Origin of the sequence: Microbacterium sp. NPDC012755, from assembly GCF_042901325.1 — a bacterium.
In the GTDB taxonomy this organism is placed as follows: Bacteria; Actinomycetota; Actinomycetes; order Actinomycetales; family Microbacteriaceae; genus Microbacterium; species Microbacterium natoriense.
This window is the reverse complement of record NZ_JBIBCT010000001.1, coordinates 1,577,736-1,600,186: the sequence shown is the minus strand read 5'-3', so window position 1 is coordinate 1,600,186 and position 22,451 is coordinate 1,577,736. Positions and strand designations below refer to the sequence as shown.

Genomic DNA, 22,451 nt, shown 5'->3' with positions numbered 1-22,451 from the left:
TACCGTCAGGGCGTCCCTCGAACAGCGCGGGGCGGTCTAGCCTGCTGTGCATGGACAATCGAGCCGAGGTGCGGGAGTTCCTCATGTCTCGCCGAGCCCGAGTGACCCCGGAGGCGGCCGGGCTCAGCTCCGGTGGCAACCGTCGCGTCGACGGGCTCCGCCGCAGCGAGGTCGCCGCGATCGCGGGAGTGAGCGTGGAGTACTACGCGAAGCTCGAACGCGGCGCCGTCGCCGGCGCCTCGGCATCCGTTCTCGACGCTGTCTCGCGCGCATTGCAGCTCGATGAGGCCGAGCGCTCTCACCTGTTCGATCTGGCCCGCGCCGCTGACGGGATTCCCACGAGCGGACGGTCTCGAGGCCGTGCGGCGAAGCCCTCCGTTCCACGGCAGAGCCTGCATTGGGCTCTGAATGCGATCGTCGATGCGGTCGCATTCGTGCGCGATCCGCAGCAGAACATCCTCGCCGTGAACGATCTCGGTCGCGCTTTCTACTCTCCCGTGATCGGCGAGAGCGGTCGGACGCCGAACCTCGCACGCTTCCAGTTCCTCGATCCCGCAGCGCACGACTTCTACCCCGACTGGGACATCATGGCCGGCATGTGTGTCGGAGTGATGCGCGCCGAGGCCGGGCGCGACCCGCACAACAAGGCCATGCAGGACCTGGTGGGCGAGCTGTCGACGCACAGCGAGACGTTCCGCCGGCTGTGGGCAGCGCACGACGTGCGCACGCACGGAACAGGAACGAAGAGGTTCCGACATCCGCTGGTGGGCGAACTCGTGCTCGCCTACGAGGAGCTCGCACTGACGGCGGAGCCGGGGAACGTGCTGCTCATCTACACTGCGGAGCCAGGGTCGCCCTCTGCCGAGCGCCTTCGTGTACTCGCGTCATGGGAAGCCACAGAGTCGCGTGGCGAAATAGGTAAGGCTCAGCTAAGTTAGTAGGGTCCGATCCGCTGACCCGAGGCCGTGCTAGTGCGCCCATCCGCGCCCCTTCTGCGCGTGCGTGACCTCTCGATCACCCACGCGGATGCCGCGCACCCCTCCCCGGGCGACGTCTCGTTCGACATCGCGGCCGGAGAGGTCGTGCTGCTGCTGGGACCGTCGGGCTCGGGCAAGTCGACGCTCACCCTGGCGCTCAACGGGCTCATCCCTCATGCCGTCCCCGCGACCATGACCGGCACAGTGACCGCGGGCGACCTCGACACCGCCGAGACGACGACCGCGTCGCTGAGCACCCGGGTCGCGATGGTGTTCCAGGATCCGGATGCCCAGATCGTCACGGGCACCGTCTACGACGAGGTCGCCTTCGGACCGGAGAACCTGCTGCTGCCGCTCGCCGAGGTGGAGCGGCGCACCGAAGACGCGCTTCGACGCGTCGGCCTGTGGGACCGGAAGACGGACAACCCCGATCTGCTCTCGGGCGGAGGCCGCCAGCGCCTCGCGATCGCCTGCGCGCTGGCGATGGGCTCGCCGCTCATCGTGCTCGACGAGCCGACCGCGAACCTCGACCCGCAGGGCATCGACGACGTCTACGCGGCCCTCGCCGACGTCGTCGCCGCTGGTGACAGGGCGATCCTCCTCGTCGAGCACAACCTCGACGCCGCGATGGGGTTCGTGACGCGGGCGATCGTACTCGACCGCGACGGACGCGTCGCGTTCGACGGGCCCGCCGCATCCGTGGTGCGCGAGAACGTCGATGAGCTGCTCTCGATGGGGGTGTGGCTTCCGTCGGCGACGCTGGCGGCGCTGCGGATGCGGGATGCCGGCGTCGTCCTCGAACCGCTGCCGCTGACCCCCGATGAGCTCGGGGCCGCGCTCGCCGCCGCCCCCGGGTCGTCGAACGAGACCTCCCGGTCGTCGAGCGAGGAGCGCAGCGACGAGCCGAGACGCCTCATGCCACGCACGACAGGAGCCGCGACGCACAGCGTGTCGTCTCGCTCCGCTCGCTCAACGGCCGAGGCGATCGAGACGACCGCGCAGGACGCGCCGCCGATCATCACGGCCAGCGGCCTGACCGTGCGGAAGGGGAAGCGGGAGATCCTGCACGGCGTCGACCTCAGCATCCCCGCCGGCAGCCTCACCGCGATCGTCGGCACGAACGGTGCGGGGAAGACGACGCTGATCCAGGCCCTCGCGGGGGTCGTCCCTCCGCCACGGCGTCGGGTGGATGTCGCGGGCGTCGACCCGGGCACCGCTTCTCCGCGCGAGCTGTCCGCCCGCATCGGATTCGTCTTCCAGAACCCCGAACACCAGTTCATCGCACCGACGGTGTTCGACGAGCTCGCCCACGGCCTGCGGCTGCGGCGCACGCCCGACGACGAGGTCGAGAGCCTCGTCGCCGAGATGCTCGCGCGCTTCGGCCTCGAGCACAAGGCTGACGTGCATCCGTTCCTGCTGTCCGGCGGCGAGAAGAGACGCCTGTCGGTGGGCACCGCGCTCATCACCAGGCCGCGGGTGCTCGCTCTCGACGAGCCGACGTTCGGGCAGGACAGGGCACGAGCATCCGAGCTGCTCTCACTCCTCGACGACCTGCGCGCCGAGGGCACGACCATCGTCATCGTGACGCACGATCTGCAGCTGGTCGCCGAGCACGCGACCCGCACCGTCATCCTCCGTGACGGGCGCGTGCACGCCGCCGGCCCTACCGCTGACCTCTTCGACGACGGTCGCGCCTTCTCCGAGGCGGGGCTGCGCCTCCCCGCCCTGCAGCGGATGCTGGCGGGCAGATCATGAGCGCCGCGTTCGATCCGTACGCCGAGATGACGGCGACCTCGCCGCGGCAGTTCCTGTACGGGCTGAACCCCCTCTCCAAGGTCGTGGCCGTGCTGCCCGCGATCCTCGTGCTCGTCTTCGTGCGGGACCTCGCGACACCGGCCGCGTTCCTCGCCCTCTCCTACGTCGTACTGCTCGTCGGCGCACGTCTCACTGGCCGCACCGCGGCGATCCTGTTCGCGGCCGTGCCCCTCGGCATCCTGCTCATCGGCTTCGGGTTCTCGATCTGGGTGGATGCCGGTCTCGTGAGCGACACCGCACCCCTGCTCCGCGTCGGCGACTGGACGCTCTACCAGGGCGCCCTCGCCATCGGCTTCGCCACCGGCCTGCGCCTCGGAGCGATCATCGCGCTGGCGCTGATCGGCGGTCTCACCACCACGGGTCCCGACCTGGTGCGGGCGAGCGTGCAGCAGCTGCGCGTGCCGTACCGGATCGGCTACACGGCCCTCGCGGCGTTCCGCTTCGTGCCCCGCTTCGGCTACGAGCTCTCGGTGATCCGCGCGGCGCACCGCGTGCGCGGCCATCACGGCGGGCGCGGTCCATTCGCCAGGATCGCACGCGGCTGGGGATACATCGTCCCCCTGCTCGCGGGCGCGATCCGGCACGCGGAGCGTGTGGCCCTGGCCATGGACTCCCGCGCCTTCGGCGCCCACCCCACGCGCACCGAGCGGCATCTGGTGCCGTTCCGCGGGCGCGACCTCGTCTTCATCGTGGTGGGGATCGCGGCCTCCGCGACGATCCTCGCCCTCTTCTTCCCCTGGAACATCTGAAAGGCGCACCGATGGCGTTCAGCAAACTGGTCAAGCCGCTCTCCTCCGACCTCCTCCACGTGACGGTGCTGCGCACCGAGCGGCTCGCACCGCACTGGGTGAGGGTCACCCTCGGCGGCGGCGAGATCGAGAGGTTCCGGCCGATGGGCTTCGACCAGTGGTTCCGCCTCTTCCTGCCGATCGGCGGCGAAGCGGGGCTCGATCGCGTGCCCGCGAAGGCGAACAAGATGTTCGGATACCTGAAGTTCCTCCGCATCCCCGATGGCGAGCGTCCGGTCATGCGCAACTACAGCGTGCGCGCGTACCGCCCCGCGACCGCCGACGCCGGGGCGGAGATCGACGTCGACTTCGTACTGCACGGGTCGGCCGCCGAGGGCACCGCCGGCCCCGCGTCGCGGTGGGCCGAGACGTGCGAGCCCGGCGAGCACGTGCTGATCATCGACGAGGGACTCACGTTCAACCCCGAGCGCGGCACCGATCGCGTCGTGCTGGTCGGCGACGAGACGGCGCTGCCCGCGATCTCCTCGATCTGCGCCTCGCTGCCGGCCACGGCATCCGGCACCGCCCTCATCGAGGTGCCGAGCGAGGAGGACGCCCTCGACTTCCCGCACCCGGCCGGCATCGACGTCACCTGGATCGTGCGACCGCACTCCACGGCTCCCGGCACGCTCGCGCTCGCGGCGCTGCGCGAGGGCGACCTGCCCGCGGCTCCCTTCCACGCCTACGCCGCCGGCGAGCAGGCCCTCGCCTCGGGGGTCCGCAAGCACCTCGTCGGCGAGCGCGGAGTCGACAAGAACACGGTCAGCTTCTGCGGCTACTGGAAGATCGGGGCGGCATCCCCCGCATCGAAGGCTGCGCGCGAGGCCTCGGCGGAGCCGCTGGTATGAGCGCGACGGACGGCGGGGCGCACACCCCGGAGACGGATGCCGCGGCCGCCGCTGCGGCGACGGAGAGGCAGCACTACAACGGTGCAGGATCGGGGACCGCTGCGGCCCCGACCGATCGGCCCCGCGGGGCGAAGGGCGCGCGCTACTCCACGGCCGTGCTGCTCACCTGTGCCGCACTGGGCGTCGCGGGCGGCCTGCTGCTCGCCCCCGCGAACTGGATCTCGACGATCCTCTTCCCCGGGCTGCCGTTCGTCAGCGTCGCGCTGGCGGGGCTGTGGCTCCTCCCCTCGGTGATCGCGCTGCGACTGCTGCACCGGCCGCTCGTCGGCATCCTGGTCGGGCTTCTCGCGGGACTCGTGATCGTGCCGTTCTCCGGATACGGATTCGCCAGCGTGCTCACGAACCTGTGGTGGGCGGCGTTCACGGAGCTGCCGTTCGTCTTCGTGATCTGGCGCTACTGGGGCACGTGGATGCACTACGTCGGCGCGATCGTCGTCGGCGTCGTCTACCCGGTGCTGGCGTGGGCATCGTTCAACCTCGGGAGCATGACCGTGGGCCTCCAGGTCACGTTCTTCGCCGTCACGCTCGCCAGCTGCGTCGGCGCGACCGCCCTCGGCATCCTGATCGCCGACCGTCTGCGCCGTGCGGGAGTCGGAGGCCGGACTCCTCAGCCGCGTCCGTAGCCGCGGCGACCGGATTCGGCCTGCACCGGAGCCATCGCGTGCCCCCCTTCTGGGGCACAGCTGCGGATCTCGAGGCCGACACGCCGCTCACCCGGCATCCTCGCCGGCGTGTCGCGTCGCCGCTCCGAAATTGTGCCCGGTCGCCGCTCCGAAGATGTGCTCGGGTGCCGCTCCGAAGCTGTGCCTGACCGCGCGGTCAGAGCGACAGGTGGAGCCGCAGCGCCTCGTCGACCGCACCCAGCAGCTCCGCCGGCACCCAGCCGACCGGCCGCATGATGCGGGCGACCGAGACCGTGCGGATCTGCTCGGCCTGCGCCTTCGAGTCGCGATCGAGTCCCGTCGCGCCGGCGGGGAGGAGCACCTGAAACGGGAACACCTTCTCGGTGCGGGAGGTCAGGGGCACGACGGTCACCGTCGCATTCGAGCTGCGGCTCGCGACGGTGTTGGCGGTGTTGTTGCTCACCACGACGGCCGGGCGAGTCTTTCGCACTTCGGACCCGACTGCCGGGTCGAACGACACGAGGACGATCTGCCCTCGACGCAGCAGAGGGATGGATGCCGCGCTCACGCCGACGCGAGTCCGTCGCTGTCGGCGAGGTCCCACTCGGGGTCGTACCCCTCGGCATAGGCCTCGGCGTAGGCATCCGCGAGGCGGCTCTCACGGAGCAGACGGACGGCATCCTGCACCGCCGCCGATCGCGACGCGTACCGTCCGCTGAGCGCCTCGAGGTCGAGGAACGCCAGATCGCTCTCGCTCAGGCTGAGACTGACCTTGCTGTTCATGACTCCATGCTACTCGGGTAGCAAGGAGTCTGCTACCCGAGTGCCCACCCCGCGACGAGCACGACTGCGGAGCCCGCTCCCGACACGCCGCTCTACAGCATCCACCCCTCGGCGCGCCCCGCCCCCGCTCCGAAGCCGCGCCCGCCCCCGCGCACGCCCGACGGGACGATGGGCATGCAGAAGGGCCCCGGATGCAGCATCCGGGGCCCTTCGTGCAGCGTGCGTCAGCGCTTGCCGGCGATCTGACGTCCGACGAGGTCGCGCATGATCTCGTTCGTGCCGCCGTAGATGCGGTGCACGCGGGCGTCGGTGAACGCGCGAGCGATCGGGTACTCCATGATGTAGCCGTAGCCGCCGTGCAACTGCACACCCATGTCGAGCACCTCCCACTCGCGCTCGGTCGCCCAGAACTTGACCTTCGCGGCGTCCTCGGCGGTGAGCTTGTTGTCCTTGTAGGCGAGCAGCGCGCGGTCGATGTACGCCCACATCGCGTCGGTCGTCGCCGACATGTCGGCGAGGCGGAAACGCGTGTTCTGGAAGTCGGTGATGCGCTCACCGAACGCCTCGCGGTCCTTCGTGTAGGCGGTGGTCCAGTCGAAGGCGGCCTGGGCGGCCGCGGCTGCGGCGACGCCGATCGAGAGGCGCTCGAGCGGCAGGTTCAGCATCAGCTGGATGAAGCCCTGACCCTCCTTGCCGCTGATCAGGTTCTCCTCGGGGACGAACACGTCGGTGAAGCTGAGCTCTGCCGTGTCCCAGCCGTGGAAGCCCATCTTGCTGAGCTTCTTGCCCTGGTCGAAGCCCTCCATGCCCTTCTCGACGAGCAGCAGGCTGAACGCGTCGGGCCGGTTGCCCTCGCCCGTCTTGACGAAGGTCACGACGACGTCGGCCGTGGTGCCCGACGAGATGAACGTCTTGGCGCCGTTGAGGATGTAGCCGCCGTCGACCTTCTTGGCGTTGGTCTTGATGCCGCGAAGGTCGGAGCCGGCGCCGGGGTCGGTCATGGCGAGCGCGCCGAGCACCTCGCCGGTGGCCATGCGGGGCAGCCACTTCTCCTTCTGCTCCTGCGTGCCCATGTGCACGAGATACGGCACCGCGAGGTCGTCCTGGATGCCGAAGGCGCCGGCGAGCGAGCCGGCACCGGCCGCGATGACCTCTTCCATGACGATCGTGCGGAAGCGGTAGTCCTGCAGCATCCCCGCGCCGCCGAACTCCTCGGGCACGGACAGGCCGATCAGGCCGGCCTCACCCGCGGCCAGCATGGTCGCGCGGTCGATCTCTCCTGCAGCATCCCACCGCTCGATGGCCTCGTTCGTCACGTGGCGCTTGACGAAATCCTTGACGAGGTCGCGGAATGCCTCGTGATCCTCTTCGTAGATGTCGCGTTCCATTGCGTCCTCCTGAGCATGTCGTGCGTCTTTGCTCCGGTGATTCTATGCCGGAAACACGGGGCACGGCAGACCATTGTGAGAATGCATCCCACAATCCGTGAGACTGGGTACCGCGATTGTCGGATGCCGCAACAGGGCGTCTCAGTGGGGGTAGTCGGGCGCGGCGGGGAGGCCGAAGAACTCCTCGAGCGTGTGGAATCCGCCCTGGTGATAGGCCGCGGCGAGCTCGACGCCGATGTAGCGCACGTGCCAGGGCTCGGGCTTGTAGCCGCTGATGCCCGTCGCACCGGCCTCGTACCGCACGATGAACCCGTACTCCCAGGAGTGCTCCGCGACCCACGCCCCCTGGGGCGTTCCGCCGAACGCGTCGATGCCGCCGCACGGCGCACACGCCACGAGATCGAGGGCGAGCCCCGTCTGGTGCTCGCTGTGCCCGGCTCGGGCGGAGGCGGCGTCGGCGCTCTGCTGCCCCTCGGCGCGCACGTGCGTGGCGTAGGTGCGCACCTGCAGGTCGTACGAGCGGTAGCCGTTGTTGGCGCCGATCTGGCCGACTCCATCAGCGGCTGCGGCCGCCGCGAGCTCCCCCACCGCCCGGGCGACGTCGGTACGCGCCTGACCCGATCCGGTGGTGATCTGCAGCGGCGCATCGGTCAGCGACGCCGGCGCGAAGTCGATGGGGTTGAGCGGGCGCGCCTTGTTCACCACGACCCAGACATGCGCAGGGTCATCGAGGGAGATGCAGGGCGCATTGCCTGCGACGACGGCCGCACGGAACCTCTCCCCTCCGCCGAAGCCCGCGATGATCGCCGCGTCGTCGGCGGCGGCGATGGCGTCGAGAACCGCGGGGTCGGAACACGGATCAGCGGCGGGGATCGCGTCGGTCTCGACCGGCGGCACCTCCTGGACCACGCTCGGCTCGGGCATGGCCTGCGGGGCGGACGCGTCGCCCGACGGCACGGTGGCGAGGGAGAGCAGGATGCCGAGCGCCGTCACCGCCAGTCCGACGGGAAGGGCGGGCCCGTGAATCGGGGAGCGCGGCCGTGCATGCTGGGGCTGCCGCGCGGAGTACATGGCTCCATTCTCCCCCATCGCCGTTTCGAACGAATATCCCATCGCGGTTGACACGAGTGTCGTTGCTATGTTCGAATGAATCATGCGTTGGCAGGGTCAGAAACTCGGAGAGACGGATGCTGCCGCTCTGCCGGGGCTCGAAGACCGCAGCAGCGTGCTGCGCACGGTGACCACGCCCGAGTTCGCGGGGATGACATTCCACGAGGTGCTGTCGCGCTCGGCGCTGAACAAGGTCCCCGGATCGTCGCGGATGCCGTTCGGGTGGACGATCAACCCCTACCGCGGATGCAGTCATGCCTGCGTGTACTGCGTCTCTCCCGACACGCTCATCCTGTGCGCGGATGGGCGCCAACGTCCTCTGCGTGAGCTTGAGATCGGCGATGAGATCATCGGCACCGAAGTGCAGGGCTTCTATCGCCGATATGTGCGCACGACCATCACGGCGAAATGGAGCACCCGAAAGCCGGCCTACCGCGTCACCCTCGCCGACGGCACTCGACTCGAGGCCAGCGGGGACCATCGCTTCCTCACGGATCGAGGCTGGAAGCATGTCACGGATGCCGAGACGGGGCAGCGCCCTCATCTCACCCTGAACAATCGACTGATGGGGTTCGGCGTCGGTGCGGACGACCTGTCGATCGAGCATTCGGGCGAGGAGTACCGTCGCGGCTACCTCGCCGGGATGATCCGTGGGGACGGGATGATCTTCCACGGCTCCTATCCGAGCCCACGGCGGACTCGGAGGATTCACCGGTTCCGTCTCGCCCTCATCGACGACGAAGCCCTGGACAGGTCACGCGAATTCCTCCTCGATGAAGGCGTGCCGACGCGGACCCGACCCTTCGCGGTCGCGTCCGCGACCAGAAGCGCGTCGCAGGCGATTCACACGGCAGCGCAAGCACACGTCAAATCGATCGAGACCCTGATCGAGACGCCCGCACACGCAGATCGTGACTGGTATGCAGGGTTTCTCGCCGGCATCTTCGATGCAGAGGGGAGCTGCTCACGCGGCGTGCTTCGGATCTCGAACAAGAATGACGAGATCATCGCCCTCATCGAAGAAGGGCTGCGCGAGATCCGTATCCCCTACGTCGTCGAGGCTCCTCGCGCCAACGGGGTCCGTGCCGTCCGTGTCATCGGCGGCCTCCCCAGCAGGCAGCGGTTCTTCGCCGCCGTCCGTCCCGCGATCACCCGGAAGATGTCCATCGAGGGCACGGCGGTCAAGACCGTCGCGGATCTGCGTGTGGTCGAGATCACGCCTCTTGACGGAGAACGGGATCTGCTGGACATCACGACGGGCACCGGTGATTTCATCGCCAACGGAGTGATCAGCCACAACTGCTTCGCCCGCGGCACGCACGAGTACCTCGACCTCGACGGAGGAGCCGACTTCGACTCCCAGATCGTCGTGAAGGTCAACGTCGTCGAGGTGCTCGAGAAGGAGCTGCGGCGGGGCAGCTGGCAGCACGAGCTCGTCGCGCTCGGCACCAACACCGACCCCTATCAGCGGGCAGAAGGGCGGTACCGCCTGATGCCGGGGATCATCGAGGCGCTCGCGGCATCCGGCACTCCGATGTCGATCCTCACCAAGGGCACGCTGATCCGACGCGACATCCCGCTGCTCGTCAGAGCGGCCGAACGCGTGCACGTCGACATCCAGATGTCCATCGCGATGTACGACGACGACCTGCAGAAGGCCATCGAACCGGGTGCGCCGACGACGCAGGCCCGCCTCGACACGGTGAAGGCGCTGACGGATGCCGGATTCCGCGTGACCGTTTTCCTGATGCCGATCATGCCGCACCTGACGGACTCCGTCGACGCGCTCGACACGGCGCTGGCCCGGATCAGAGCGGCGGGCGCTGCACGCGTGATCTACGGGGCGCTGCACCTCCGGCCCGGCGTGAAGCCGTGGTTCTTCCAGTGGCTCGGCGAGTATCGGCCCGACCTGCTGTCGTCCTATCGCGGCCTGTACCCCGGCGTGTCCGCGGAGGCCCCCAAGGCCTATCGGCAGTGGCTGGCGAAACGGGTGCGCCCCCTGATCCGCATGCACGGACTCGACGGTCGACACGAAGACGACTATCCCGTCCGCGGCACGCGCCCCGGATTCGCGCCGTCGGCGTCGACCGCGGCATCCGCCCCTGCGCAGCCGATGCTCTTCTGAGCGCAACCTCCTCGTCCGGCGGCGACCGCCCTGGCCAATAGGCTCGACCCATGGCAATCGGATCGACGATGCACACCTTCGAGGTGCAGCTCGCAGACATGGACCGCGGCGTCTTCGAGGAGTACGCGTTGCGCGTCGCACGGCATCCGTCGGAGACAGACGCCTACATGCTGACCCGCGTGATCGCGTACGGACTCGAGTACGCGGAGGGCATCGTGTTCGGCGGCACCGTCTCGCAGTCCGATGAGCCCGCTGTTCTCGTGCGTGATCTCACCGGTGCGATCACGGTCTGGATCGAGGTAGGCGCGCCGGATGCCGAGCGCCTCCACTACGGCAGCAGGCTCGCAGAGCGCACCGTCGTCTACACGCACCGCGATCCCGCGAAGGTCATGGCCCCCTGGGCGGACAAGCGCATCCACCGCGCCGAGGACATCCGCGTCTACAGCTTCGACCCCGGGTTCATCGACTCGGCGGTGCCCCTGCTCGAACGCCGCAACATGCTGTCCCTGACGGTGACCGAGCAGACGCTGTACCTCTCGCTCAACGGCACGATGCTGACCACCGGGGTGCACGAGCACGAGCTCGCCTAGCGACTCAGCGGCACCAGCCCGTACTCGTACGCGGCGATGACCAGCTGCGCTCTGTCCCTGGCCTGCAGCTTCGCCAGCAGGTTGCCGATGTGCGTCTTCACCGTTCCCATCGAGATCTTCAGCACATCGGCGATCTCGGTGTTCGCGAGTCCGCGACCGACGAGCGTGAGCACTTCGGCCTCCCGTGCCGTCATCGGTCCGGGGCTCGCGCTCGGGCGACGTACGGGCGCGTCGAGATAGTGCGAGACGAGCCGTCCGAGGATGCTCGGAGCGAACAGCGACTCGTTCTGAACCGTGCGCCGGATGCCGTCGACGAGCTGCTCCGGACGCGCATCCTTCAACAGGAAGCCGCTCGCCCCGGCGCGAAGCGCCCCGTACACGTACTCATCCAGCTCGAACATGCTGAGGATCAGCACACGCGTCTCGGGCGATTCCGCCACGATGGTCTCCGTCGCGCGGATGCCGTCGATCCCGGGCATGCGGATGTCCATCAGCACGACGTCGGGACGGAGTGCACGGACCCCCTCGATCGCCGCGGCGCCGTCGGCGGCCTCCCCCACGACGTCCATTCCCGCGCCCTCGACGATGATCCGCAGGCTGTGTCGCAGCAGCGGCTGATCATCGACGATCAGCACCCTGATCTCCTCGTTCACCCGGCGTCTCCGCAGGGCAGGACGGCGGTCACCAGGAATCCCGTCTCCGTCGCGCCGACCGACACGGAGCCCCCGAGCGAGGCCGCCCGCTCGCGCATGCCGATCACCCCGTGTCCGGCGCCCGGATGAGCCTGCCACCCTGGTGCGCTGCCCGCGTCCTCCACCTCCACCTCCACGGCGTCCCCCCGACGCCGGAGACGCACATCGGTCGCGGTCGGCCCGGCATGGCGGATGCTGTTCGCCAGCGCCTCTCCGATGATCGCGACCGCCGCGGCCTGGACTCCTGCCGGAACGTCCCCGAGTTCGCCGCGATCGAGGCGAACCGAGAGGTCGCTGCGCTCGGCCTCGGCGATCAAAGGGACGAGAGCACCGAGGTCAGGGGTCGGACGTCGAGACGCGGGCTCCGGCGAGCGCAGCACGGAGAGCATCCGCCGCAGCTCGGCCGTCGCCGAGCGCCCCGCCTCCTCGATGTCGGACAGCGCTTGCATCCGCTCCGCGTCAGCGACACCTGCCGTCTGCGCGGCCGCCGCCCTCACGGTGATCACCCCGAGGCCGTGCGATGCGAGGTCGTGCAGCTCCCTGGCGATCCGCAGCCGCTCCTCCTGCGTCGCCCGCTCAGCGGCCCAGGCGGTCAGGCTCACCTCGAACTCGCGCCGCTGCCGACGGGTGCGACGCATCGCCCACACCACCACCGCACTGGCCGCCAGCGCGGTCGCCGCGGCGACGAGGCCGGCCGTGCGCGGGCCGTCGACGCCCACGGCCGCGACCAGGACCACCAGCACGACGAGCACGATCAGCGCCGCGCCCCAGGCGCGCGAACGCCAGACCGGCCGAGGGAGATCGTTCATCTCCCGAGTCTAGGAGCGCCCGTCATCCGGCACATCCGACCCTGGTCTGAGAGACCTCGGTCGGAGAGGACCTCTCGAACACCGGCCCGAGGACCGATCCGCCTCGGCACCGCACCGGCTGTGATGGGACGCATGCTCGTCATCGACAACATCGTGAAACGCCACGGCCGCCGCACCGTCCTCGACCGGATCTCCTTCGAAGCCCGACCAGGACGCATCACCGCCTTCCTCGGGGAGAACGGCGCGGGCAAGTCGTCGACCCTCCGCATCCTGCTCGGCCTCGACCACGCGGACGAGGGGCGCGCCCTCATCGACGGAACCCCCTATCGGCGGCTGCGAACGCCGATGCGGACCGTTGGTGCCATGCTCGACGGCTCCGGCGCCCACCGTTCCCGGACCGCACGCGGGCATCTCGGCTGGGTCGCGACCAGCAACGGCATCCCCCGGCGGCGGGTCGGCGAAGTCCTCGAGACCGTCGGTCTCGGCGACGCCGCCGGCACCAGGGTCGGACGGTTCTCCCTCGGCATGGGCCAGCGGCTCGGCTTGGCCACCGCGCTTCTCGGCGACCCCGCGGCGCTGGTGCTCGACGAACCCGTGAACGGCCTCGACCCCGGCGGCATCCGCTGGATCCGCGGGCTGCTGCGCGAACGGGCGGATGCCGGATGCACCGTGCTGCTGTCCAGCCACCTGATGGGCGAGGTCGAGGGGCTGGCCGACGACCTCGTCGTGATCGCCCACGGTCGGGTCGTCGCCCAGGGGACGGTGCCCGAGGTGGTCGCCGATCACGGCGACCTCGAGACCGCGTTCTTCGCGCTGACCGGCTCGGACTCGGGCCGATGACGGCGGTGCGTGCACTTCTGGCCGAGCTGCGCAAGCTGATGACGCTCCCCGGAGTCTGGATCGGCTGCGCCGTGACGATCGCCGGATTCGCCGGCATCGCCCTGCTGAACGCGTTCATGGCGAAGGACGCCCTGCTGTCCGGCGACACCGACGGCTACCACCTCGTGTCCGTCTTCGACAGCGCATACGCGGCGGCCCCGCTGGGAACGGTGGGCGCGGTCATCGTCGGCGTGCTCGCCATCGGCAGCGAGTACTCGGCGAACACGTCGGATGCCGGTGGCGGGCGCCAGATCACCTCGACGCTCCTGGCGCTCCCCCGACGCGGCCTCCTCATCGCGGCGAAGGCCGCAGCCGTGCTCCTCGTCGGCATCGCCACCGGGATCGCGGCCCTCGCGGCCGGCGTAGGGATCTCGGTCGCGGTGATCGGCGATCTGCTGCCCTTCACCACCGACGACTCTCCCCTGGCAGCGCTCGGCGCCCTGCTCTACTGGGCGCTGACCGGGCTGATCGCCTTCGGCATCACCGCCCTCGTCCGGAGCGTGATCGTGCCGCTCATCATCCTGATCGTCAACAACACCGTGGTCTCGGTTTCGGTGCTGCTGGCGAACCTCACACCGTTGGCGTACTGGCTGCCCGACATGGCGGGGCGCAAGCTCTTCAGCGGACTGGACATGATGGAGGGCGGACTCGGCGCCGCCACCGGAGCGCTCGTGATGGCCGCCTGGGCGCTCGCATTCGCGGTCGCCGGCGCCGTGGTCTTCGCGAGGAGGGACGCATGAACGCCGTCTCCGCCGAGCTGAGGAAGCTCGGCGGCCTTCCCCTGGTCGTGTACACGGCGACCGGAACGATCGCGATCGGAGCGCTGCTCGCCGCAGCCCTGGCGGGGAATGCTCCTCCGGGCACGGATGCCGCGACTGCGGCGCTGCGGGCCGTCCCCTACCTGCAGGCGGGAATGATCGTGATCGGCGTCGTCCCGATCTCCCAGGAGTACACCGGTCGACAGATCGGCACCACCCTGACGGCGATGCCCCGACGGATGGCGGTCGTGCTGGGCAAGACCGTCGCCGCCGCTGCGGTGCTGCTGACGACATCCGCCCTCGCGGTGGCTGCCGCGCTGGGTGCGGCCGCGACAGCCCTGCCCTGGGATCAGGCGGCTGCGCACCTCGGCGGGGCGATGATCCATCTGACGCTGATCGGGCTGCTCGCTCATGCGGTCGCGCTCGTGCTGCGTCAGCTCATGGCATCGCTGATCGCGGTGCTCCTTCTGGTGTTCGCGCTGCCTCCGCTGCTGAGTCCGCTCGGCGAGCACGCCCGGTGGCTGCCGGAGCGCGCGGGGGCGCAACTGTACGCGCCGGACGACAGCATCCTCACGCCGACGACCGGAGCTCTCGTGCTGATCGCGTGGATCGTCGTCATGGGGGTGATCGGCTCAGTGCTCTTCGCGCGGCGCGATGCATGACCGCCGCACCGCAGGCACGCGCATGAGGCACGCAGACCGAAGGCCCCGCCCCGCGGATGCGGTGACGGGGCCTTCGATGCGGTGGGTCAGGCCGTGAGGTCGGCCGCCGTCGGCACGCGGCCGGCGATCTCCTCGATCAGGTCGTCGTCCACGCGGGCGTTCTCGAACGGCGCGTCGATCTCGGCGCGCTGCAGCAGCTCGGTCATCCGACGCTGACGCTGACGCGTGATGAGCGTGACGACGCGCCCAGAGCGGCCGGCCCGACCGGTGCGGCCGGAGCGGTGCAGGTACGTCTTGTACTCATCGGGAGCATCGGCCTGGACGACCAGATCGATGTCGTCGACGTGGATGCCGCGGGCGGCGACGTCCGTCGCGACCAGCACGTTCACGCGACCGGAGGTGAGGCGTTCGAGGTTGCGCGTGCGCTTCGCCTGGTTCAGGTCGCCGTGCAGCGAGACCGCGGGGATGCCGGCGTCGTCGAACTGCTCGGCGAGCATGTCGGCGTACGCACGGGTGCGGGCGAACACGAGCGTCTTGCCGGCGCGGTCGACGAGCGACGTGAGGATGTCGGCCTTGTCGCGGTGCTCGATCACGAGCACGCGGTGCTCGATCGTGCTGGATTCCTGGTCTTCACCGGCGACCTCGTAGACGGCCGGGTCGACGAGGAACTCGTCGACGAGGGCCGCGACCTCACGGTCGAGCGTCGCCGAGAAGAGGAGCTTCTGGCTGCCGTCGGCCGTGTGACGCAGGATGCGCTGCACCGGCTCGACGAACCCGAGCTCGCACATGTGGTCGGCCTCGTCGAGCACCGCGATGCGGCAGTCCGAGAGGTCGAGCTTGCCCTGGTTGATGAGGTCCTCGATGCGACCGGGGGTGCCGATCACGATGTCGACGCCCTTCTTGAGCGCACCCACCTGGCGTCCCTGCGGCACGCCGCCGTAGATCTGCGTGGTGAAGAGACCGACGCTGCGGGCGATCGGCTGGATCGTGCGGTCGATCTGCAGCGCGAGCTCACGCGTCGGAGCGAGGATGATCGCGCGCGGCGACCGACCGAACTCACGGCGCTTACCGGCCTGAGACTGCAGCACGCGCTCGACGAGCGGGGCGCCGAAGGCGATGGTCTTGCCGGAGCCGGTGCGGCCGCGGGCGAGGACGTCACGGCCCTCGAGGACGGCCGGGATGCTGGCGGCCTGGATCGGGAACGGCGTCGCCGCGCCCATGCCGACGAGGGTCTCGACGATGTTGGAGCCGAGACCGAGGTCGCCGAAGGTCACGCCGTCGACCTCGACCGCAGCGACGGACTTCGCCTCGAGGCGCTCGTGCACGACGTCATCCGTCGGCTCGAACGCGGCCTTGGGCTTCGCGCTCCAGTCGTTGCGGCTCGGACGCTCGTCACGGCTCGGACGCTCATCACGACGCGGACGGTCGGTGCGGTAGGCGCCGCCGGTCGAGGGGCGGCTGCGCTCGCCCGGCGCGTCGTAGGAGCGCTGGGTGCGGTCGCGGTCGAACGCACGACGAGCGCGGTCCGCGTCGTAGGAGCGGGCCGGACGCTCGGCGGAGCTGGCGTCGTTGAAACGGGGACGCTCGGCGCCGCCGCGGTCGTCACGGCGCGGACGCTCGTCACGATCGAACCGAGGACGCTCAGCGCCACGGTCGTTGAAACGGGGACGCTCGTCACGGCCACCGGCACGGTTCGGACGCTCATCGCGATCGAAACGAGGACGCTCAGCCCCACGGTCGTTGAACCGCGGACGCTCGGACGAGCGGTCGTCACGGCGCGGACGCTCGTCACGATCGAACCGAGGACGGTCAGCCCCACGATCGTTGAAACGCGGACGCTCGTCACGGCCACCGGGACGGTTCGGACGCTCGTCACGATCGAACCGAGGACGCTCAGCCCCACGGTCATTGAAACGGGGACGCTCAGCGCCGCCACGGTCGTCACGACGCGGACGGTCGTCGAATCGGCGGCCGCCGCTCGGACGCTCGTCGCGGTAGGTGCCGGGACCGGTGGGCCGCTGGCCTGCGCGGTCGTTGAAGCGAGGGCGCTCCTCACCGCGGTGGTGGGGAGCCTCGCGGCGTCCGGACTCGGCGCGGTTGCGGATGCTGCGGGCCTCGTCGCGACCGGCGCGCTCCTGCGCACCCCAGCGCTGCTTCGGGGCGCCGGACTCGGCCTCGGCAGGGCGGTAGCCGCGGTGGCCGGCGCTGCGGCTGCCCGGGCGACGGTCGTATCCGCCGGCTGCGGGTGCGCTGCGGCGGTCGCCGGCATCCGCGCGTCCGCCGCGCTCGTCACGGGCGCCGTCACGCGCTCCGGCGTGGCGGTCGTGGAAGGAGGTCTTCTTGGCGCCGTAGCGCGGCTCGAAGTTGGCGGACGGACGTCCGCCTCGGGGCTTCTTGTTCTTGGGCATGGGTATGTCCTTCTGAGTTCTCGCACGAGAACAGCGCCGCGCACACGCGCGAGCACCAGCGCCTGAGCGCGGGTCCGGACTGTCAGCGGCCGGGGCCATTCATGTGATGGTTGATTTGCGTCGATCGACGCTCACCATCGGCCCCTGGACTCACACTTCTTGCACAAAAACGTCCGCGCCATGCGCGGGTGTCCGAAGCCGACCGAACGAGTCTACCGGTACAGCCTGAGAGAGTGCTCCGGAGAACCCGGCAGGGCTCACACGCGCGTCAGCGGAAAATGTGGCGGGGGCGGGAGCTCGATGTCGATCGCGTCTCCGGCGGCCACCCGCCCGCCCCGGGAGACGATGCCCATCACCCCGGCGAGACGGATGACACGGCCCTCCTCGTCCGTACGGACCACCTGCTTGAGCAGACCGGACTGGAAGTCGTTGATCTGCTGGCACGGATTGCGCAGCCCCGTGATCGTCACGACCGCATCGCCGAAACGCAGCCGGGCGCCGACGGGGAGCCCCAGCAGATCGATGTCTCGAGTGGTGACGTTCTCACCCAGATCCCCCGGCGCGACCGTATGGCCGTTCTCGCTCAGCGCGTCCAGCAGCTCTCCGTGGATCAGATGCACCTGCCGGACGTTCGGCTGCGACGGGTCCGCGGCCACACGCGACCGGTGCTGCACGGTCGCACCGCAGTGCGCATCGCCTTCGACTCCGAGGCCCTCGAGCAGAGTGATCGACTCTCGCGTCGACTTGCTGAATCCGTGCGCGGCGTTGGAGTGGACGGCGACGACACGAGACGGCATCCCCTCATTGTTCCACCTCGAGGTCCCCTCTCCGGAGTTCCGGTGCCACCGAGACCGTACGATTGCGGAGTGAACTCCGCACTCCCCACCGGCACGCAGGTGCAGCTCCAGCTCGCCGACGTCACCGCCCAGATCGCGCAGGTCGGCGCCTCCCTCCGCTCTCTCCGCATCGGAGGGGTCGACGCGGTCGCCCCCTATCCGCTCGACCAGCCGACGCCGTCCTGCTCCGGAGTGGTGCTGACCCCCTGGCCCAACCGCGTGCGCGACGGCCTCTGGAACGACGGCGACGTCTCCCGTCAGCTCGCGATCACCGAGCCCAAGCTCGGCAACGCGAGTCACGGGCTGCTCCGGTTCACCTCCTACGTGATCGAGCAGACGGATGCCGCCAGCGCCACCCTCCGCGCGACGATCGTGCCGCAGACCGGGTACCCGTACCTCATCGACACCGCTGTCGCCTACGCGCTGCAGGCCGACGGCATCCGGGTCACGCACACGCTGACGAACCGCTCGTCCGAGGCGGCGCCCGTCGCACTCGGCACCCACCCGTTCGTCACGATCGGCGACGTCGACCCGCACGACCTGGTGCTGAGGATCCCCGCGTCCACCGCCTTCGACACCGATGACAGGATGCTGCCCACCGGCACCCGCCCCGCCGATCCGGCCCTGAGCGACGGGGTCCGCCTGGGCGATGTCGCCCTCGACACCGGCTTCACAGACCTCGCGCGCGATGCAGACGGGCTCGTCCGCCACTCGCTCACCGCACCGGACGGACGCCGCGTCACGCTCTGGCAGGGCGCGGGCTTCGACTACGTGCAGGTCTACACGACGCCGGGCTACCCCGGTCAGTCGCTCGCCGTCGCGATCGAGCCGATGACCGCACCCGCCGATGCGCTCAACAGCGGTCTCGGCATCCGCCGACTCGCGCCAGGCGAGACCTGGACGCTCGAGTGGGGCATCACGCTCGGCTGAGTCTCCGTCGGCGTGCGCGGGAGCACCCGTTCACAACTCCTCACAGAACGTGCGAGAGGGGCCCGGATCCTCAGGATCCGGGCCCCTCGCGTCATTTCATGAGGAGTTGTGAACGCGACGCGGAGGTCACTCCCCGCGTTCGCGCAGCTCCCGCCGCGTCAGCTGCGGTGCGTGCGGCAGCCCGTCGGAGGTCGCGGTCGCGGTCGCTCCAGCGGATGCCGCGTCGGACTCCCCGCCGATGCCGGCCGTCGCGGGCGTCCCGCCGACTCCGGCCGTCACCAGCTCCCGGTCGCCGCCGGCCGCGCCGGCATCCGGGCCCGACTTGCGCGCCCGGCGGCGCTCCTTCGCACCCTCGACGAGGTTGTACAGCGTCGGGAGCACGATGAGCGTCAGCACGGTCGACGAGACGAGTCCGCCGATCACGACGATCGCGAGCGGCTGCGAGATGAAGCCGCCGTGCCCGGTGATGCCGAGCGCCATCGGGATCAGCGCGAAGATCGTCGCCAGCGCCGTCATGAGGATCGGGCGCAGACGCTTCTCGCCACCGGCCATCACCGCCTCCGCGGTCGACAGCCCCTTCTCCCGATACTGGTTGACCAGGTCGATGAGCACGATCGCGTTCGTCACCACGATGCCGATGAGCATCAGCACGCCGATCAGGGAGGCCACGCCGAGCGGCACCCCGGTGATGATCTGCAGCAGGATCGCACCGGTCGCCGCGAACGGCACCGACACGAGCAGCAGCAGCGGCTGACGCAGCGACTTGAACGTCGCCACCATCACCACGTACACGATGAGGATGGCCGCGAGCATCGCGAGGCCCAGCTGCGAGAACGAGTCGGCCTGCTGCGTCGCGACGCCGCCGACCTCTGCCGCTGCGCCGTCGGGCAGGTCCACCGCGGCGAGCGCGGTGGAGACCGAGGCGGTCGCGACGGCGAGGTTGTCGGATGCCGGGGGCACCGTCACGGTGGCGGTGCGCTTGCCCTTCTCGGTCGTGATCGAGGTGGGGCCGTTGCGCTCCTCGACGGTCGCGATGTCCTGCAGCTGCACGATGCCGGCCGGGGTCGGGATCGCGAGCTCCTTCAGGGCCTGCGCCGTCGTGGGCGGCTCGGGCGCCGCGATGTACACGGTCAGCGCGGTGTCGTCGATCTCGACGGATCCGGCCTGCTGCGGACGCATGGTGTTCGACACGATGGTGCCGACGGCGACCTCGGAGAGACCGCGTTCGGCCGCTGCCTGACGGTCGACGACCACGGCGAGGTACGGCAGAGCGGCGGCGAGGTTGTCGGTCACCTGTCCGACGCCGTCGCGTCCCTTGATCTCGTCGACGACCGCGGCGGTCGCCTTCTCGAGGTCGGCGGAGTTCGACGCGGTGACGGAGACCTCGATGTCACTCGACCCGAGACCGGCGGATGCCGCGACGGCGACGTCTCCGACGTCCTTCAGACCGTCGATCGACTTCTGCACCTCGGCGCGCAGCTTCTCCTGATCGGCGTCGCTGTCGGTGAGCACCGAGAACGTCACTCCGGCGCCGCCGGAGAACGCATCGCGCAGCGCCGATCCGCTGGAGCCGATCGAGGCCTGCACGTGGGTGATGCCGTCGATGTCGAGGAGGGCCTTCTCGACCTTCATCGCCGCGTCCGACTTCGTCTCGAGGCTCGCGGTCGGGCCGAGATCCTGTGTGACCGTCATCGTGTTCTGGCCGGAGTCGCTGAGGAAGTTGACCTTCATCAGCGGGGCCGCGGCGAGCGTGGCGCCGAGGACGACCACCGCGATGATCACGGTGATGCCGGAGTGCTTGAGCGTCCAGCCGAGGATCGGCCGGTACGCGCGCTGCAGTCGCGTCGGAGGAGCGTCCGGGTGCTCGGGGTCGATCTGCACGCCCTGCTCGTCGAGCAGCGGCTTGCCCGGTCGGAGGAACCAGTAGGCCAGAACGGGCACGATCGTGAGGGCGACGAGCAGCGATGCGACCATCGCGATCGTCACCGTCATGGCGAAGGGTCGGAACAGCTCGCCGACCATGTCGCCCACGAAGACGATCGGCAGGAACACCGCGACGGTCGTGATGGTGGATGCCGTGACGGCCGCGGCGACCTCGCGCACGGCGAGACGGATCGCGTCGCCCTTGTCGGCGTCTCCGACGTAGTGGCGCTTGATGTTCTCGATGACGACGATCGAGTCGTCGACCACGCGCCCGATCGCGATGGTGAGCGCGCCGAGGGTGAGGATGTTGAGCGAGTAGCCGAACGCCTGCAGCCCGATGAACGTGATCAGCACGCTGGTCGGGATCGAGATCGCGGTGACGAGCGTCGACCGGATCGACAGCAGGAACACGAGGATGATGATCACGGCCATGACGAGGCCGAGGAGTCCCTCGGTCGCGAGGGTGTCGATCGACTGCACGATGAACGGCGCCTGATCGAACACGATCGTGAACTTCGCGTCGGGGAACGCCTCCTTGATGTCGTCGAGGGCGGCGATCACACCGTGCGAGACCTCGACGGTGTTGGCGGCGGGCAGTTTGGTGATCGAGATGGAGAGTGCGTCCTTGCCGTCCACGCGCGAGATCGAGGAGACGGGGTCGTTCTCCTGCACGACGGTGGCGACCTCGCCGATGGTCGTGTCGGTGCCCACGAGCGGGAGTGCGGCGATCTCGTCGACGGACGTGATCTTCGCACCGGTCTGCACGGTGAGGGTCTGGCCGTTCTCGGTGATGTCGCCACCGAGGAAGAGCGTGCCGTTCTGCTGCAGGGCGGAGCTGATCGCCTGGGTGCTCTCGCCCGCGGCGGCGAGCTTGAGGAGGTCGGGGGTGATCGTGATCCGCTGTCCGACACCGCCGACGATCTGCGCGGCGTTGACGCCCTTGACGTCTTCGAGCTTCGGGATCGCGACGCTCTGCAGCTCGGCCTGGGCGTTGTCGGCATCCGCGAATCCGGTCACGGCGACCTGGATCACCGGGAAGTCGTCGATCGACACCGACAGCACCTGCGGGGTGACGTCGTCGGGCAGCGTGGAGGAGATGCGGTTGATCGCCTGCTGGATCTTCTGCTCCGCGGTCGCCAGGTTCGTGCCGTAGGTGAACGTCGCCTGCACGATCGAGGCGTTCGTCGTGCTGGTCGCGGTCGTGCCTTCGAGCCCCGGGACTCCCTGGATGGCCGACTCGATCGGAGTGGACACGTCGTTCTCGACCACCTCGGGCGATGCACCGGGGTAGGTCGTCATGACCATGAGGTTGGGGAGCTCGAGAGAGGGGATGAGCTCCTGTTTGAGGTTCGTCAGCGCGAGGCCGCCGAACACCGCGGCGACGATCGTGATCAGCGCGATGAGCGCGCGGTTCTTCAGGCTCAGGACGGCGAGTTTCGACAAGGCG

General features: G+C 69.7%; 20 protein-coding genes. 11 read left to right on the top strand and 9 right to left on the bottom strand.

Annotated elements, in window-relative coordinates:
* Positions 1-50 precede the first annotated feature (50 nt).
* From ACFY5A_RS07470 to ACFY5A_RS07450, 5 genes are read left to right on the top strand one after another with little or no spacing between them, the layout of a single operon-like run.
* The gene (locus ACFY5A_RS07470; protein WP_341940478.1) at positions 51-938 is read left to right on the top strand and encodes a helix-turn-helix transcriptional regulator; all 888 of its coding nucleotides are present in this window, start codon (positions 51-53) and stop codon (positions 936-938) included.
* Between the two features lie 33 nt (positions 939-971).
* Complete coding sequence (locus ACFY5A_RS07465; RefSeq protein WP_387232797.1) at positions 972-2,732, top strand: ABC transporter ATP-binding protein; 1,761 nt, start codon at positions 972-974, stop codon at positions 2,730-2,732.
* Positions 2,729-3,541 carry an energy-coupling factor transporter transmembrane component T gene (locus ACFY5A_RS07460; RefSeq protein ID WP_387232794.1) on the top strand — a complete coding sequence of 271 codons (813 nt, stop codon included), beginning with the start codon at positions 2,729-2,731 and terminating at the stop codon, positions 3,539-3,541. Before ACFY5A_RS07465 ends, ACFY5A_RS07460 begins: the two co-directional genes overlap by 4 nt.
* An 11-nt stretch (positions 3,542-3,552) precedes the next feature.
* On the top strand, positions 3,553-4,428 hold the full coding sequence (locus tag ACFY5A_RS07455; RefSeq protein WP_341940481.1) for a siderophore-interacting protein: 876 nt from the start codon (positions 3,553-3,555) through the stop codon (positions 4,426-4,428).
* Positions 4,425-5,111, top strand: a complete 687-nt coding sequence (locus ACFY5A_RS07450; protein ID WP_387232791.1) for an ECF transporter S component — start codon at positions 4,425-4,427, stop codon at positions 5,109-5,111. Before ACFY5A_RS07455 ends, ACFY5A_RS07450 begins: the two co-directional genes overlap by 4 nt.
* 196 nt (positions 5,112-5,307) lie before the next feature.
* On the opposite strand, the gene ACFY5A_RS07445 is transcribed toward ACFY5A_RS07450, so the two are convergent.
* The 4 genes from ACFY5A_RS07445 to ACFY5A_RS07430 all read right to left on the bottom strand — a co-directional run bounded on the left by ACFY5A_RS07445 (position 5,308) and on the right by ACFY5A_RS07430 (position 8,353).
* Positions 5,308-5,679: a type II toxin-antitoxin system PemK/MazF family toxin gene (locus ACFY5A_RS07445; RefSeq protein ID WP_341940483.1), complete on the bottom strand. Its 372-nt coding sequence runs from the start codon at positions 5,677-5,679 to the stop codon at positions 5,308-5,310.
* Positions 5,676-5,894, bottom strand: a complete 219-nt coding sequence (locus ACFY5A_RS07440) for a ribbon-helix-helix domain-containing protein (protein ID WP_105673794.1) — start codon at positions 5,892-5,894, stop codon at positions 5,676-5,678. The genes ACFY5A_RS07445 and ACFY5A_RS07440 overlap by 4 nt, the downstream gene beginning before the upstream one ends.
* A 224-nt stretch (positions 5,895-6,118) precedes the next feature.
* Positions 6,119-7,282, bottom strand: coding sequence for an acyl-CoA dehydrogenase family protein (locus ACFY5A_RS07435; RefSeq protein ID WP_387232788.1), 1,164 nt, complete (start codon positions 7,280-7,282; stop codon positions 6,119-6,121).
* Between the two features lie 141 nt (positions 7,283-7,423).
* On the bottom strand, positions 7,424-8,353 hold the full coding sequence (locus ACFY5A_RS07430; protein WP_387232785.1) for a M15 family metallopeptidase: 930 nt from the start codon (positions 8,351-8,353) through the stop codon (positions 7,424-7,426).
* Between the two features lie 82 nt (positions 8,354-8,435).
* Between ACFY5A_RS07430 and ACFY5A_RS07425 the strand changes: the two genes are divergently transcribed.
* Positions 8,436-10,517: an intein-containing Rv2578c family radical SAM protein gene (locus ACFY5A_RS07425; protein ID WP_387232782.1), complete on the top strand. Its 2,082-nt coding sequence runs from the start codon at positions 8,436-8,438 to the stop codon at positions 10,515-10,517.
* 50 nt (positions 10,518-10,567) lie between these two features.
* Positions 10,568-11,107: a YaeQ family protein gene (locus ACFY5A_RS07420; protein WP_223587221.1), complete on the top strand. Its 540-nt coding sequence runs from the start codon at positions 10,568-10,570 to the stop codon at positions 11,105-11,107.
* Here ACFY5A_RS07420 and ACFY5A_RS07415 read toward each other — a convergent pair.
* Positions 11,104-11,742, bottom strand: coding sequence for a response regulator (locus ACFY5A_RS07415; RefSeq protein ID WP_387232779.1), 639 nt, complete (start codon positions 11,740-11,742; stop codon positions 11,104-11,106). The genes ACFY5A_RS07420 and ACFY5A_RS07415 overlap by 4 nt on opposite strands.
* Positions 11,743-11,756: 14 nt before the next feature.
* On the bottom strand, positions 11,757-12,608 hold the full coding sequence (locus tag ACFY5A_RS07410; protein ID WP_387232776.1) for a sensor histidine kinase: 852 nt from the start codon (positions 12,606-12,608) through the stop codon (positions 11,757-11,759).
* A gap of 132 nt (positions 12,609-12,740) precedes the next feature.
* On the opposite strand from ACFY5A_RS07410, the gene ACFY5A_RS07405 reads away from it, so the two are divergent.
* The 3 genes from ACFY5A_RS07405 to ACFY5A_RS07395 are packed head-to-tail and all read left to right on the top strand — an operon-like array spanning position 12,741 to position 14,907.
* Positions 12,741-13,448 (top strand): ATP-binding cassette domain-containing protein, encoded by a 708-nt coding sequence (locus ACFY5A_RS07405; protein ID WP_344013258.1) that lies wholly within the window; start codon positions 12,741-12,743, stop codon positions 13,446-13,448.
* Positions 13,445-14,227: an ABC transporter permease gene (locus ACFY5A_RS07400; RefSeq protein ID WP_387232772.1), complete on the top strand. Its 783-nt coding sequence runs from the start codon at positions 13,445-13,447 to the stop codon at positions 14,225-14,227. The genes ACFY5A_RS07405 and ACFY5A_RS07400 overlap by 4 nt, the downstream gene beginning before the upstream one ends.
* On the top strand, positions 14,224-14,907 hold the full coding sequence (locus ACFY5A_RS07395; RefSeq protein WP_387232769.1) for a hypothetical protein: 684 nt from the start codon (positions 14,224-14,226) through the stop codon (positions 14,905-14,907). Before ACFY5A_RS07400 ends, ACFY5A_RS07395 begins: the two co-directional genes overlap by 4 nt.
* Before the next feature lie 86 nt (positions 14,908-14,993).
* Here the strand turns inward: ACFY5A_RS07395 and ACFY5A_RS07390 are convergent, their stop codons facing one another.
* A complete protein-coding gene (locus ACFY5A_RS07390) occupies positions 14,994-17,315 on the bottom strand; it encodes a DEAD/DEAH box helicase (RefSeq protein WP_387232766.1) in 2,322 nt (773 codons plus the stop codon).
* Positions 17,316-17,572: 257 nt separating this feature from the next.
* Complete coding sequence (locus ACFY5A_RS07385; protein WP_387232763.1) at positions 17,573-18,112, bottom strand: MOSC domain-containing protein; 540 nt, start codon at positions 18,110-18,112, stop codon at positions 17,573-17,575.
* 69 nt (positions 18,113-18,181) lie between these two features.
* Between ACFY5A_RS07385 and ACFY5A_RS07380 the strand changes: the two genes are divergently transcribed.
* Positions 18,182-19,081, top strand: coding sequence for an aldose 1-epimerase family protein (locus ACFY5A_RS07380; RefSeq protein ID WP_341940488.1), 900 nt, complete (start codon positions 18,182-18,184; stop codon positions 19,079-19,081).
* 126 nt (positions 19,082-19,207) lie between these two features.
* Here the strand turns inward: ACFY5A_RS07380 and ACFY5A_RS07375 are convergent, their stop codons facing one another.
* Positions 19,208-22,447, bottom strand: coding sequence for an efflux RND transporter permease subunit (locus ACFY5A_RS07375; RefSeq protein ID WP_387232760.1), 3,240 nt, complete (start codon positions 22,445-22,447; stop codon positions 19,208-19,210).
* Positions 22,448-22,451 lie beyond the last annotated feature (4 nt).